16 protein-coding genes are annotated in these 12,135 nt (G+C 37.3%); 8 read left to right on the forward strand and 8 right to left on the reverse strand.

Annotated elements, in window-relative coordinates; all coding sequences use genetic code 11:
• Nucleotide 1: 1 nt before the first annotated feature.
• From FN817_RS15955 to FN817_RS15975, 5 genes are all read left to right on the forward strand, one after another.
• Nucleotides 2-736, forward strand: coding sequence for a hypothetical protein (locus tag FN817_RS15955; RefSeq protein WP_142718813.1), 735 nt, complete (start codon nt 2-4; stop codon nt 734-736).
• Nucleotides 737-763: 27 nt separating this feature from the next.
• Nucleotides 764-2,155 carry an RtcB family protein gene (locus FN817_RS15960; RefSeq protein WP_142718814.1) on the forward strand — a complete coding sequence of 464 codons (1,392 nt, stop codon included), beginning with the start codon at nt 764-766 and terminating at the stop codon, nt 2,153-2,155.
• Between the two features lie 83 nt (nt 2,156-2,238).
• Complete coding sequence (locus tag FN817_RS15965; RefSeq protein WP_142718815.1) at nt 2,239-2,784, forward strand: nucleotidyltransferase family protein; 546 nt, start codon at nt 2,239-2,241, stop codon at nt 2,782-2,784.
• A 1-nt stretch (nt 2,785) separates the two neighbouring features.
• Nucleotides 2,786-3,484: a peptide chain release factor H gene (gene prfH / locus FN817_RS15970; RefSeq protein ID WP_142718816.1), complete on the forward strand. Its 699-nt coding sequence runs from the start codon at nt 2,786-2,788 to the stop codon at nt 3,482-3,484.
• Entirely contained in the window at nt 3,471-3,977 is a 507-nt protein-coding gene (locus FN817_RS15975) for a tetratricopeptide repeat protein (RefSeq protein ID WP_142718817.1), read from the forward strand. The genes prfH and FN817_RS15975 overlap by 14 nt, the downstream gene beginning before the upstream one ends.
• A gap of 158 nt (nt 3,978-4,135) precedes the next feature.
• On the opposite strand, the gene FN817_RS15980 is transcribed toward FN817_RS15975, so the two are convergent.
• Entirely contained in the window at nt 4,136-4,423 is a 288-nt protein-coding gene (locus FN817_RS15980; RefSeq protein ID WP_047424621.1) for a c-type cytochrome, read from the reverse strand.
• Nucleotides 4,424-4,443: 20 nt separating this feature from the next.
• Nucleotides 4,444-4,737 (reverse strand): c-type cytochrome, encoded by a 294-nt coding sequence (locus FN817_RS15985; protein ID WP_142718818.1) that lies wholly within the window; start codon nt 4,735-4,737, stop codon nt 4,444-4,446.
• A 200-nt stretch (nt 4,738-4,937) separates the two neighbouring features.
• On the opposite strand from FN817_RS15985, the gene meaB reads away from it, so the two are divergent.
• Nucleotides 4,938-5,930 carry a methylmalonyl Co-A mutase-associated GTPase MeaB gene (gene meaB / locus FN817_RS15990; RefSeq protein ID WP_142718819.1) on the forward strand — a complete coding sequence of 331 codons (993 nt, stop codon included), beginning with the start codon at nt 4,938-4,940 and terminating at the stop codon, nt 5,928-5,930.
• On the opposite strand, the gene FN817_RS15995 is transcribed toward meaB, so the two are convergent.
• Nucleotides 5,927-6,475: a DUF4251 domain-containing protein gene (locus tag FN817_RS15995; RefSeq protein WP_142718820.1), complete on the reverse strand. Its 549-nt coding sequence runs from the start codon at nt 6,473-6,475 to the stop codon at nt 5,927-5,929. The two genes, meaB and FN817_RS15995, sit on opposite strands and share 4 nt — an antisense overlap.
• Before the next feature lie 105 nt (nt 6,476-6,580).
• Here FN817_RS15995 and FN817_RS16000 point away from each other — a divergent pair, with 105 nt between their 5' ends.
• Nucleotides 6,581-7,387, forward strand: coding sequence for a M48 family metallopeptidase (locus FN817_RS16000; protein WP_142718821.1), 807 nt, complete (start codon nt 6,581-6,583; stop codon nt 7,385-7,387).
• 86 nt (nt 7,388-7,473) lie between these two features.
• Complete coding sequence (locus FN817_RS16005; protein ID WP_047424626.1) at nt 7,474-7,785, forward strand: hypothetical protein; 312 nt, start codon at nt 7,474-7,476, stop codon at nt 7,783-7,785.
• 34 nt (nt 7,786-7,819) lie between these two features.
• Here the strand turns inward: FN817_RS16005 and FN817_RS16010 are convergent, their stop codons facing one another.
• The 5 genes from FN817_RS16010 to FN817_RS16030 all read right to left on the reverse strand — a co-directional run bounded on the left by FN817_RS16010 (nt 7,820) and on the right by FN817_RS16030 (nt 12,128).
• Nucleotides 7,820-8,431: an outer membrane beta-barrel protein gene (locus FN817_RS16010; protein ID WP_047377301.1), complete on the reverse strand. Its 612-nt coding sequence runs from the start codon at nt 8,429-8,431 to the stop codon at nt 7,820-7,822.
• The gene (locus tag FN817_RS16015) at nt 8,415-9,230 is read right to left on the reverse strand and encodes an ABC transporter ATP-binding protein (RefSeq protein WP_047424627.1); all 816 of its coding nucleotides are present in this window, start codon (nt 9,228-9,230) and stop codon (nt 8,415-8,417) included. The genes FN817_RS16010 and FN817_RS16015 overlap by 17 nt, the downstream gene beginning before the upstream one ends.
• A complete protein-coding gene (locus FN817_RS16020) occupies nt 9,230-9,982 on the reverse strand; it encodes an MlaE family ABC transporter permease (RefSeq protein WP_047381748.1) in 753 nt (250 codons plus the stop codon). The genes FN817_RS16015 and FN817_RS16020 overlap by 1 nt, the downstream gene beginning before the upstream one ends.
• 103 nt (nt 9,983-10,085) lie before the next feature.
• Nucleotides 10,086-11,456 carry an exopolysaccharide biosynthesis polyprenyl glycosylphosphotransferase gene (locus tag FN817_RS16025; RefSeq protein ID WP_142718822.1) on the reverse strand — a complete coding sequence of 457 codons (1,371 nt, stop codon included), beginning with the start codon at nt 11,454-11,456 and terminating at the stop codon, nt 10,086-10,088.
• 42 nt (nt 11,457-11,498) lie between these two features.
• Nucleotides 11,499-12,128, reverse strand: coding sequence for a 7-carboxy-7-deazaguanine synthase QueE (locus FN817_RS16030; RefSeq protein WP_142718823.1), 630 nt, complete (start codon nt 12,126-12,128; stop codon nt 11,499-11,501).
• Between the last annotated feature and the right edge of the window lie 7 nt (nt 12,129-12,135).

Here is a 12,135-nt window from a genome sequence, read left to right on the forward strand (position 1 = left end):
AATGGAAAATGATAACCTTCTGTTTTCCCGGCTGAGAAGCTTGAGAAGCAGAAAAAGAACAATTAGAAAAGATGTAGAAAAACAGATCAGAAAAAAATATCGACGTAGTGAAGAACTTTCAGACATCAGACGAAATATCCAATGGATTCCTTTGGATAAGCCTTATCAAAGAGGATTTGTAAGATTCTTTGTGGTAAGGGAAGATGTAATGAGATCCAAATACGGAGAGTTCTTTGAAGGAGTTCTGAAGAAAATTAATACTTACATGTATTCTGAAAGCAGAAAATTTCTTAAAAAGAAAAGAAAATCCGGAAGAAGAATCTATGTGGAAAGAGAGCAGAAGCTCAATAGAGTTTCAGAATATGCCTGGAATGATCCGAAATTCGGACTTACACCAATGGAAAGGCAGTATTTTTTGCAAAAAGAAGAATATTGCCCTTTAAGGAAGAGGTATGAGATTTACTACGAATTCATTGAACCGTGGAGGTTTATCCTTAGAATAAGACCCAATATGATTACCCATTATAAGCCTGTAGATTTCGAACTTGAAAAAGAATATGCAGAGCTGGAGTCCTATTTGAGACAACATAAGGTTGCAGGGATTATCCATAAAACAATATATGGAAGGCCAAGTTCATGGAAGATGAAATACAAATCTGATCAAAATGAAAGTACAAAATATTTTCACTACAAAATGTCTGCAACAGAGATTGCAGAAAGCTTACAAGACGTATAAGTCCAACTGTTATTTAAAACAAAAACAATGGGAAATTTAAAACTTAAAGGAAAAGATATATTAAAATTGGGCTATCCAAATAATCAAAGCGTAAATGTAGCATTGGAAGTCATGAAAAGAAATTTTGCAACGAAGAATATTCACCATGTAAAATCGATTTTAAAGGAAATCCTGCTGAATCCGGAAGAATTTGAAAAAGATCTGACTTTCGGACAAATTGCAGAAACCCTGCTTTCATCCAAAAAAACGGAAAAAAGAATGCTGAATTCACAGCGTGCCTCCTTTCAGATTTTTGGTAATAATATCTCAGAAGAGGCAAAAAATCAGCTGTACACGGCTTTGAAACTGCCTATTTCTACACAGGGAGCATTAATGCCCGATGCCCACAGCGGCTACGGACTTCCCATTGGGGGAGTTCTGGCAGTGGAAAATGCAGTAATTCCTTACGGAGTAGGAATGGATATTGGCTGCAGAATGAGCCTCAGTATTTTGGATACCCCTGTTTCATATCTTGAAGGAGCAAGAGATAAATATGAAAAAGCGCTTGCCGAACATACAAAATTCGGGATGTATGAAACGCACAAATCTCACATAGACCATGAGATTTTTGAAAGAGATACATTCGATATGATCCCGATCTTAAGAAGATTAAAGGGAAAAGCCATCAAACAGATGGGATCCTCAGGCGGAGGAAATCACTTTGTAGAATTCGGAGAAGTAGAAATCACCGAAGAAGATGAACAGATTGGCCTGCCAAAAGGAAAATATCTGGGAATACTTTCTCACAGTGGCTCAAGAGGTCTTGGAGCAGAAATTGCCCAATATTACTCAAGAGTGGCTATAGAACAGTGTCCATTACCAAAAGAAGCTCAAAACTTCGCCTGGCTGGACCTTAGCACACACCTTGGATTGGAATATTGGACGGCAATGAATCTCGCCGGAGATTATGCTTCAGCCTGTCACGATGATATTCACAGAAGGCTGGTAAAAGCAGTCGGCGGAAGAGTAAAAGCCAGAATTGAGAACCACCACAACTTTGCCTGGAAAGAAATCCATAACGGAAAAGAAGTGATTGTTCACCGGAAAGGAGCCACACCTGCCAACGAAAATGAACTGGGAATGATTCCCGGATCCATGACAGCGAAAGGATTTATCGTTCGCGGAAAAGGAAACCCGGATTCCCTGAACTCAGCATCTCATGGCGCAGGAAGAGCGCATTCAAGGGGAGAATGCAGAACCCTTTTCACCCAGCATGATATCAAGAAAGAATTAAAACTTAAAAATGTCACACTGATGGGTGGAAATGCAGAAGAAGCACCAATGGCCTACAAAGACATCAATGAAGTAATGAATGCACAGAGTGAATTAGTGGATATCCTGGGAACATTCCAGCCGAGGATTGTAAGAATGGACAGATAATTTGGTTGATTGTTTATAGTTGTCAGTTGAAAATATTGAGCTTTCAACTATAAACTTTCAGCTTTTAATTTAAAAACAAAGCAATGGGAGCACCACATAACATAAAAAGATACGGTGAAGTCTGGCCGGAATTCAGAATCCGGTTAGGGTTCGGAATTTTAAACATATTAAAAGATAAAATCATTATCTCAGGGGGCTGGGCATGGCATTTTATGTCTGAAACAGGACATACGGAATATAAGCATGCTCACGACCATAAGGATATTGATGTTTTTGTAAAGAAAGAAAATGTTGCAGAAGTCGTTATCATTCTTCAGCAGGAAGGTTTCCAGAAAGTCTGGACCCGGTATGATCACCTTCCGAGTGAGGAAAACTTCCGCAGGTACGAGAAAACAGTAGAATTGGAAAATGATAAATTCCACAGAATTACCATAGATTTCTTTGAAAGAGACGATCTTGAAACTATAGAAGCCAATGGTTTTACTGTCGTAAAGCCTGATATTTTACTTTCATTTTACAGAAATATACACTCCAGTGACAAATGCTGGGCAGTGATGGCTGCAAAAGATTTATTACAAAAAGGGACAGATCCGGTAGGACACCCTTTATTAAGCAAAATGCCAACATAAAATGGAAAAATTAATACAGATCACTTCAGGAAGAGGGCCTTTAGAATGTCAGTGGGTTGCTGCAAAGGTTCTGAAGACCTTTCTTGAAGAGGCCAAACAAAATACAATAGAGTACGAAATCGTTCATCGCGAAAACGGTGATGAAAACCTTACATTAAAATCAGTAACCCTGCTTTTAAAAGGAAAAGAGATAAACCTGTTTCTTAAAAACTGGTTGGGAACTGTTTGCTGGATAGGAAAAAGCACATTCAGGAAACTGCACAAAAGAAGCAATTGGTTTATCGGAATTTTTGAATTAGATGATGTAAAAATGATTGATTTCAATGAAAAAGATATCAGATTTCAAACAGTGAGAAGTCAGGGAAGCGGAGGACAGAATGTAAACAAAGTGAATACAGCGGTGCGTGCTACTCATATTCTGACCAAAGAAACAGTGTTTGTACAGGACTCACGCTCGCAGCTGGAGAATAAAAAACTTTCTGTTATCAGATTAAAAGAAAAGGTAATGTCAGCTTATATCCAACAGTTGGAAAGAAAACTGAAAGAAACCTGGTCTCTTCAGATGCAGGTAGAACGTGGAAATCCCGTCCGGACATTTTCAGGAACAGATTTTAAAAAGAATTACGAAAACAAGACATTCAAAAAACAAAGGAATGCCTTGAAAAATGACCTTAAAAACTACAGCAATGACCTTAACTAAAAGTAAATATTATTTTGAAGCATTAGACTACTTTCCATTCAATCTTTCTGAATGTATGGATGCTCTGAACTATGCCCTGTCTTACGAACCAGAAGATGCAGACAGCCTTTGTCTGATGGGGAGAGTATATTCCGAAGAACTGAAAGATTATGAAACGGCAAAGAAATATTTTGATGAAGCTATGCAGAATAATATCGCAAATATCAATACGCCTAAATATTACATTGAATGTCTTTTGAATAATGAAGATTATAAAGAAGCTGAAAAATTAATTGAATTCGCTTTAAAATTAATAGGAATTGACAAATCGGAAATTCTGAACTGTCTCTCTCTTCTGCAGGAAAGAAATTTTGAGTATAAACAGGCCTTAGGAACCCTTAAAGAAGCCAAAAAATTTGCTTACAACCGTGCAGCCCTCGAAATACTTGAAGATAGAGAGAAACTTGTCAAAGGAAAGATAACCAGAAACCGAACTATAAAAAAGACAGAATAATCTGTTTTCGACTTATAATTAAAGATAATAAGACTGTCTCAAAGATCAAATCATTTGACTTTTGTCATTCTGACGAAGGAAGAATCTTGTTAGTAATCATCAATAAGAGATTCTTTACTCCATTCCATTTCGTTCAGAATGACAATTTTGAGGCAGTCTTATTTTTTATTCACAGAGATCAGATAATCATACACCATTTGATGCTGGTCATCGCTCAGTTTAGCCTTTGGAGCCATTCTGCTTAATGTGTTGATCCATCCCTTGTCGTCATGTTTCGTTGGTTCTGGCAGCTTATGGCATTTTGCACAGGAATTTTCAAAAATGGTTTTTCCTTGCGCCAGCTGCTCAGATGAGGTATACTTTGGCCCTGTTACAGCCACACTTTTTGGTCCGCAGGATACCAGAAATGCTGATGCTGCGATACCGGTTAAGATGAATTTTTTCATATCCTATTTTTATTTGATGATTACTTCTTCACAGAAACAATATAATCATAAACCCATTGGTGCTGTTCATCCGTTAATTTTGCCTTTGGAGCCATAGAATTCATGATTCCTACCCATTGTACAGGGTTGTGTGAAGCAGGATCAGGTAATTTATGACATCTTCCACAAGAGTTTTCAAAAATAGTTTTCCCCTGAGCAATCTGTTCCGCAGTAGATGTTGAAGTACCTGCAGCAGCAGTGGATGTAGCAGCTTTCGGCGTACAGGAAACCAGCAGAATACCAGTAAACGAAGCCGCAGCGATGAGTTTTTTCATGTTTCTTCTTTTTGACATATAACAAATGTAATAAATTCCTTAAGCCGTTGATATAGGGGCGTTCTAGTTTTAATTTAGAAGAAATAAAAATTAAATTCACGTAAAATCGGCAATCCCGAATGAAGATAATTTAAGCCTTTTGCCTCATCATTGTAAGCAGGCTATTGACCATTCCCATTTTAATTATTAATTTTGAATCAATGAAATTTTCTACAGAAGAGCTAATAGACGGAATACAGTCAGGAAACAAACGCCTGATTGCAAAAGCTATTACATTGGTTGAAAGTAAAAAAGCAGAACACAGGGTACAGGCAGAAGACCTTCTGAAGAAGATTATGCCTTATACCGGAAACTCTGTGAGAGTAGGAGTGACAGGAGTTCCGGGAGCCGGAAAATCTACCTTTATAGAAAACTTCGGCCGGTTGGTGATTGCACAGGGTAAAAAAGTAGCCGTTCTCGCTATTGATCCCAGCTCAGCAATCAATAAAGGAAGTATTCTGGGAGATAAAACCAGAATGGAAGAATTGGCCAAAGAAGAAAATGCTTTCATTCGTCCTTCCCCAAGTTCAGGTTTTCTGGGCGGAGTAGCCAATACTACTTTTGAAACCATGATGATCTGTGAAGCAGCAGGATATGATTATATTTTGATAGAAACCGTTGGAGTAGGGCAGTCAGAAGTCCTTGTTGCTGATATTACCGATGTATTCTTATTCCTTAAAATCATTGGAGGCGGAGATGAACTTCAGGGAATAAAGCGCGGAATCATGGAAATGGTAGACCTTATTTTCATCAATAAAGTAGATCAGGACAATCTTCAGAAAGCAAAAAATACAAGACTGGAATTAAAAAGAGCCCTGGATTTTATTCCTCCTAAAGAAAAAGGCTGGAAAATTCCTGTTTTATTAGGTTCAGCTCTACATAACGAGGGATTACAGGACGTTTATGATACAATTTTCGAGTTTATTGATCTGAAAAAGAAAAACGGACGTTTTGAAGAAATCCGGGTTCAGCAGGCAGAAAAGCGATTCGAATATTGGGTTCAGGAATATATTTTATCTCTGATGAAAAAGAGCAATGCAGTAGAAGAAGCTTATCATATGCACAAAAAAAATGCTTCAGCGATGGTTTCCAATCCAAGCACTGAAGCAAAATTATTTGTTGAAAAATTTTTATCGAATGAAAACAGGGATTAAGGCTTTTCTTTTTCCTGTTTTATCTCAGTTTTAGAGATGTAGCCGTCATAACTAATCGGCTGTCTGTCATTACTTCTCATAGAAACGAAGGCTTTACCGTTTTTAAAGATCTCAATATTCATCTCATCAACGGTTTTTACATCTTTTGGTTTGAACTTTAAAGTCCATTTTCCCTTATTATTCTGAGTTTTAGTTACTGTAAAATCTTTTGAAGTAAATCTGTAGCTGTTATCGCTTGTATTTCCATAGGTTGGATTGAACAGTCTTCCAAAATAAGGAAGAACTACATCCAGTGTATTTTTACTTACGTCAATAGTATAATCGCCATTCAGATTCAATATTCTCGTTGCCGTAGCATTAGGCATTGAATTCATGACATTGATAACATCATAGTTCGTAGGATTAGCTCTTTCTGCATGGAATGTAAATTCTTGAGAATCAATTAATAAGTCCACTGTTTTCGAGTCTAATGAACCCTGTGAAGCACAGCTCTGAAATAAGAACAGGAATCCAAAAATCATTAGTAAAGAAATATACTTTTTCATAATGAGATAATTATTACATTTAAACAGCAAAATGTATGCAAATATATTCTTTCTGAAATATTTTGGAATAAAAATTGTTAAGGTTGAATTATTAACACTCAAACTATGAAAGTTACACATCTATTAGGAATGGGAGCTATTGCTCTGTCGGCTGTTGCCTGTACTACAAACCCGATTACCGGAAGATCGTCTTTACAGCTGGCCAACAACTCGGAAATTTTAACAATGTCTTCGCAGGAATATAAGACGACATTGTCTAAAGGTAAGGTGATTACCGGTACGGCAGATGCAAAGAGAGTGGTAAATGTAGGAAACAGAATTAAAAGTGCAGCAGAAAGATATTATCAGAGTATAGGAAGATCAGCAGATCTTGCCAACTATAGCTGGGAGTTTAATCTTCTGCAAAGCAGTGAACTGAATGCCTGGTGTATGCCTGGTGGTAAAGTAGCCGTTTATACCGGAATATTACCGGTAACAAAAGACGATAACGGACTTGCAGTAGTATTGGGACATGAGGTTTCTCACGCGCTGGCAGGCCACGGAAACGAAAGAATTTCTCAGGCAATGGTAGCCCAGTACGGAGGAGCTATCCTGGGAGGAACAATTTCAAACTCACAATGGGCGAGTGTTTTCCAGAAGGTATATCCTATTGGTTCACAGGTCGCTTTATTGAAATACGGAAGAGGTCAGGAATCTGAAGCAGATGAAATGGGGCTTTACCTGATGTCTATGGCAGGATATGATCCGAGAGCGGCAATCCCTTTCTGGAACAGAATGGAAGCAGCTTCTACAGGAGCAAGACAGCCGGAATTCTTATCCACCCACCCGAATCCGGAAACAAGAATTTCAGATATCAATAAAGATCTTCCGAAAGCTTTAGAATATTATAAGGCTGCGGGAGGAAAATTATAATTAGAATTTTAATCTTGAATAAGGCCTTATTAAATTTTTAGTAAATTTGATAAGGCTTTTTTATGTAACCACCTAAACACAATATTATGAAGAGTTTATCAATTACCGGACTTATACTTTTGGCTGTTTCTGCATTACTTTTCTATTTAACTACTGATTTTGCCGTAGAACAAATAAAAATTTCTCACATTATGGGAGTAATGGCAGGAGTAGGAATAGGGCTTATCATTGGAGGAATGGTAGGGTATGTAAGCAAAGGAAGCGCTATAAAAGCGGAACAGAAGAAAAAGGAATTCAAACAGCTGCAGAAAGACAAGGAAGAGCTTGAAAAACAGGCTGCAGACATTGCAAAACGCCAGGCTGAACTTGAAGAACAAAATAAAAACCCTCAAATTTAATTTGAGGGTTTAAAGTTGTTATTTCGATATTAAATTAGAATTTATATCCTAAACCTACCATAAACAGGTTAGGTCTGTTATCATATCTGATTTCCGAACCGGAAACTCTGTTGATAAAGTTTCTTTCATCTTTACTGAAAGCTCCTTCATATCTTGCATTTACAATTAGCTTTTTGATTTCAAGCTGTGCTCCGAACTGATAACCTACTGTAAAGTCATTTTTAGCATTTTCTTTGAAATCGTTGTAAGTATTGTCTTTATTTAAATTAAAACTTCCAACAGGTCCTACAAAAACACCTAACATATTCCCCAGAAGGTTGTATCCTAAAAGAACCGGAACATCAATACGGTTGCTTTTAACATCAAAAGTAGTGTTCTCTGTAGTAAACTCATTTTTGAAGTGAGTATAATAGATCTCCGGCATCACAAACAATGAAGTAGGAAGACCCACTTTTAATGAAAGTCCGACATTGAACCCTACATTGTTTTTACCTGTTCCGTCAATGGCATCATTCACTGTTCCTTTAATATTAGACCAGGAAGGGGAGCCGGTAGGAAAAATTAAGTTAGCTTTCCCTGCCAGTGAAATCTGTGCAGAAGCCCACATTGAAAATCCTATTAACGCTATACTAAGTACCTTTTTCATTATCGTCTATTTTTGTATTTGTCGTTTCAATCGTTTTATTATTCTCAAGTAAATATTCTCTCAGCTCTTTAAACAGTTCTGAAGAATAAACGAAATCAATCAGATTTTTATTGCCTGCGGTAATCAGGATGTCCTTATTCCCTTCCCATTCTTTGATTCCCAGTCTTAGGTATACAATTTTCTCGCCAATCGTCATTACAGAGTTCATGTCGTGAGTATTGATGATGGTGGTGGTATTATATTCTTTGGTGATCTCATAAAGAAGATCATCAATGATCTTTGAAGTATATGGATCCAGTCCGGAATTGGGCTCATCACAGAACAGATATTTAGGATTGTTGACAATCGCTCTGGCAATTGCCACCCTTTTCTGCATACCTCCCGAAATTTCAGAAGGATATTTTCTTTCCGCTTTGTCAAGATGTACTCTTCCTATTACTTCAAAAACCCTTTTCTTTTTTTCTCTGTAGGTAAGATTGGTAAACATATCAAGAGGGAACATAATATTCTCCTCCACAGTTAAGGAGTCAAATAATGCACTTCCCTGGAATACGGTCCCGATTTCTGAACGGAGATGCTGTTTTTCCTCCCTGTTCATGGTATTTACATTTCTGCCGTCGAATAGGATTTCTCCGGAGGACGGCATATAAACATTCAATAAGCTTTTTAAAAAAACGGTTTTACCGGAACCACTCTGCCCAATGATCAAGTTTACTTTTCCTTTATCAAATGAAGTTGAAATTCCTTTCAATACTTCAACATCATCAAAACTTTTCTTAAGATCTTTTACCTCAATCATCAGCTTAATATTAATTGGGTTAAAATTAATTCAGAAATGATAATGAATACCATTGTCCATACCACTGCCTGCGTACTTGCTCTACCTACTTCCAGGGATCCTCCTTTTACATTGTATCCGAAATAAGAAGGAACCGTTGCAATAATAAAAGCGAAAACGATAGTCTTGGTAAATGCATAGTAAATAAACAAATTCGGCATATACATTTGAATACCAACGATATAATCATTTTCTGTCCAGTTTCCTGTTAAAATCCCGGCAATATATCCACCACCAATACCGAATACGATACTGATAGCAATAAGAAGGGGATTAAACAGCATACAGGCAATAATTTTAGGAAATATCAGAAAATTGGGTGAGTTTACTCCCATGATGTCCAATGCATCAATCTGTTCGGAAACTCTCATTGTTCCAATACTTGACGCAATATAGGAACCTACCTTACCTGCCAGAATAAGACTGATAATGGTAGGGGCAAATTCCAAAACCAAAACCGCTTTCGTAGCATATCCTACAAATGAGGGCGGAATAGGAAAGGAAGAAGCATCAAAGTTGTTGAACATCTGAATAGCCACTACCGCTCCAACGAATATGGATGTGAAGATGACAAGTCCGAAAGAATTTACTCCCAAATCATTAATTTCTCTCATGAACAGCTTCCAGAAAACCCTCATTTTCTGAGGCTTCTGCAGGGATTTTCCCAAGAGGATCATGTATTCCCCTACTGCTGTGAAAAACTTTTTTAACATACTGCTAAATTAGACTTTTTTATTGAATTGGGCTACAGTCGGAAAGAAGACTAAAGCCTGGTTTTGTGTTAAAATTATTTCAATATTGGTTTGGCCCTGTTCTTTATTTTGCATTTTTATCTCCGCCTATCACCAGGAAAACGGTTTTTAAAATAATCACCAGATCAAGGATAAAACTCCAGTTTCTTACATAGAAAGCATCGGCCAGAACCCGTTTTTTCATCTCTACTTCCACATCTCCGAAGTCACCGCGAAGCCCGTTTACCTGTGCCAATCCTGTGATACCGGGGCTTACCATACTTCTTAAACTGTATCTCCCTATTTTTGGCTTATAATAATTATCTACGGAGAGCATATGAGGACGCGGACCTACCACAGACATTTCCCCTTTCAGTACATTGATGAACTGTGGAAGCTCATCAAGACTTGTTTTTCGTAAAAACTTACCTACTTTGGTGATTCTTGAATCATTTATTGATGTGGTTTTGGTTGTTGATTCATCATTTACAACCATTGTTCTGAATTTAAAACAATTGAAAACCTCTTCATGGAAACCATACCTTTTCTGAAGAAAAAATACGGGACCTTTGGAAGTTGCCTTGATTAAAACCGCAATGATCGGGAATACCCACGAACAGATAAAAACCAGTATAATAATAGAAAACAAAACATCAAACGTCCTTTTCATTATAAAATTAGAATAATAATCTAGAGGATATCTTGCCTGGTTAAGGACCGGCTGGGTTTGTATATACCCAAGATCATACAGGAAAAAATCGCTTTGTGTGATACTTGGAATAAGTGAAATATGAATCTTATTATCTTCCGCCAATTTGAAAATCTCATTCTGAATCCATTCACCGTAGGAGTTTTCCATAGATAAGAATAAGGTATGGATCCCGTTCTTTTTCCAGAAAGCAACCAGCTCATGACTATTGATATCAGAATTTTCGTATTCAAATATTCTGTATCCGTAGTCTTTACGGTCTGTGAAAATGTTTTTCAGGATCTCTATAGAGTGGCTGTCTCCTAAAAACATGACATTCCTGTAGTTAGCTCCAAGGGAACGTAAGTACTTGATCGCAAAATAGACCAATGACTTTACAAGGAAGATAAAAATGAAAAGATATAGCGAGAGCCAGTATATATCCGAATTGAAAAATACATTGTTACTTACCTTTCCTATAAGCAGTACACCAAGTATAAAAAAGAGGAAGTGGATTAAAAGGCGTTCAAGAAACAACGTATACGTAAGGTTCCTCGGAATGTTGTATATTTTTGTCCTGCCGCTTAGAAGCACCCAGAACAAAAACAACAGAATCAGAGAAAAAATATTCTGATACCAGGTTTCCTTATGGTATTTTAAACTTTCGTTTCTGCTTATAAAAAAGAATATGAAGATAGATGCAATAACCATGAGGTCAAGCAACATAATGATCGATTTCAGGTATCTAGAGTATCGAATTCTCTGCATCTATCGGTATATAGCGGATAATCCCTGCTAATTTAAGTTTTTTTACGGGATATTCAGATATTTGTGAGTCTGAACTGACGCCTGCCATTCCGGATGCTCCAGGATGAAATCTGTGATCTTAGGATACATCTCATCTCTTTTACTCCATTCACTTTGAAGATAGAGCTTGCAGTTTTCAGAAACTTTTGAGGCCTGTTCCTGTGCAAACGTAAAGTCATGCTGATTGAAAATAATTACTTTAAGTTCATGAGCTTTTTGATAGATCTCTTCTTTAGGCAGTCCTGTTTTCTTTGGCGAAAGGGTAATCCAGTCCAGCTGTCCGCTCATAGGATAAGCTCCCGAGGTTTCAATATGTACTGTACATCCCAGCTCTTTCAATCGGGAAGTAAGTATATCTAAGTTCCACATCAGAGGTTCACCACCAGTCAGGACAATGGTTTTACAATGTTTAGCAGCAGTTTCTGCAATTTCTACTGTATTCATCAGAGGATGGAGTTCCGGATTCCAGCTTTCTTTTACATCACACCAGTGACATCCTACATCACAACCTCCCAGCCTGATAAAGTATGCGGCTTTTCCGGTGTGTGCTCCTTCTCCTTGTAAAGTGTAAAAATGCTCCATTACAGGGAGCATTTTACCTTCTTTTAATAAAATATCTTCTTCTTTATTCATCTTAAAA

The organism is Chryseobacterium rhizoplanae, from assembly GCF_900182655.1.
Taxonomy (GTDB): domain Bacteria; phylum Bacteroidota; class Bacteroidia; order Flavobacteriales; family Weeksellaceae; genus Chryseobacterium; species Chryseobacterium rhizoplanae.

Bases quoted from the DNA above. Each gene is read 5' to 3' on its own strand.
- FN817_RS15955 (WP_142718813.1), top strand. From the start codon at position 2: ATGGAAAATGATAACCTTCTGTTTTCCCGGCTGAGAAGCTTGAGAAGC.
- FN817_RS15960 (WP_142718814.1), top strand. From the start codon at position 764: ATGGGAAATTTAAAACTTAAAGGAAAAGATATATTAAAATTGGGCTAT.
- FN817_RS15965 (WP_142718815.1), top strand. From the start codon at position 2,239: ATGGGAGCACCACATAACATAAAAAGATACGGTGAAGTCTGGCCGGAA.
- prfH (WP_142718816.1), top strand. From the start codon at position 2,786: ATGGAAAAATTAATACAGATCACTTCAGGAAGAGGGCCTTTAGAATGT.
- FN817_RS15975 (WP_142718817.1), top strand. From the start codon at position 3,471: ATGACCTTAACTAAAAGTAAATATTATTTTGAAGCATTAGACTACTTT.
- FN817_RS15980 (WP_047424621.1), bottom strand. From the start codon at position 4,423: ATGAAAAAATTCATCTTAACCGGTATCGCAGCATCAGCATTTCTGGTA.
- FN817_RS15985 (WP_142718818.1), bottom strand. From the start codon at position 4,737: ATGAAAAAACTCATCGCTGCGGCTTCGTTTACTGGTATTCTGCTGGTT.
- meaB (WP_142718819.1), top strand. From the start codon at position 4,938: ATGAAATTTTCTACAGAAGAGCTAATAGACGGAATACAGTCAGGAAAC.
- FN817_RS15995 (WP_142718820.1), bottom strand. From the start codon at position 6,475: ATGAAAAAGTATATTTCTTTACTAATGATTTTTGGATTCCTGTTCTTA.
- FN817_RS16000 (WP_142718821.1), top strand. From the start codon at position 6,581: ATGAAAGTTACACATCTATTAGGAATGGGAGCTATTGCTCTGTCGGCT.
- FN817_RS16005 (WP_047424626.1), top strand. From the start codon at position 7,474: ATGAAGAGTTTATCAATTACCGGACTTATACTTTTGGCTGTTTCTGCA.
- FN817_RS16010 (WP_047377301.1), bottom strand. From the start codon at position 8,431: ATGAAAAAGGTACTTAGTATAGCGTTAATAGGATTTTCAATGTGGGCT.
- FN817_RS16015 (WP_047424627.1), bottom strand. From the start codon at position 9,230: ATGATTGAGGTAAAAGATCTTAAGAAAAGTTTTGATGATGTTGAAGTA.
- FN817_RS16020 (WP_047381748.1), bottom strand. From the start codon at position 9,982: ATGTTAAAAAAGTTTTTCACAGCAGTAGGGGAATACATGATCCTCTTG.
- FN817_RS16025 (WP_142718822.1), bottom strand. From the start codon at position 11,456: ATGCAGAGAATTCGATACTCTAGATACCTGAAATCGATCATTATGTTG.
- FN817_RS16030 (WP_142718823.1), bottom strand. From the start codon at position 12,128: ATGAATAAAGAAGAAGATATTTTATTAAAAGAAGGTAAAATGCTCCCT.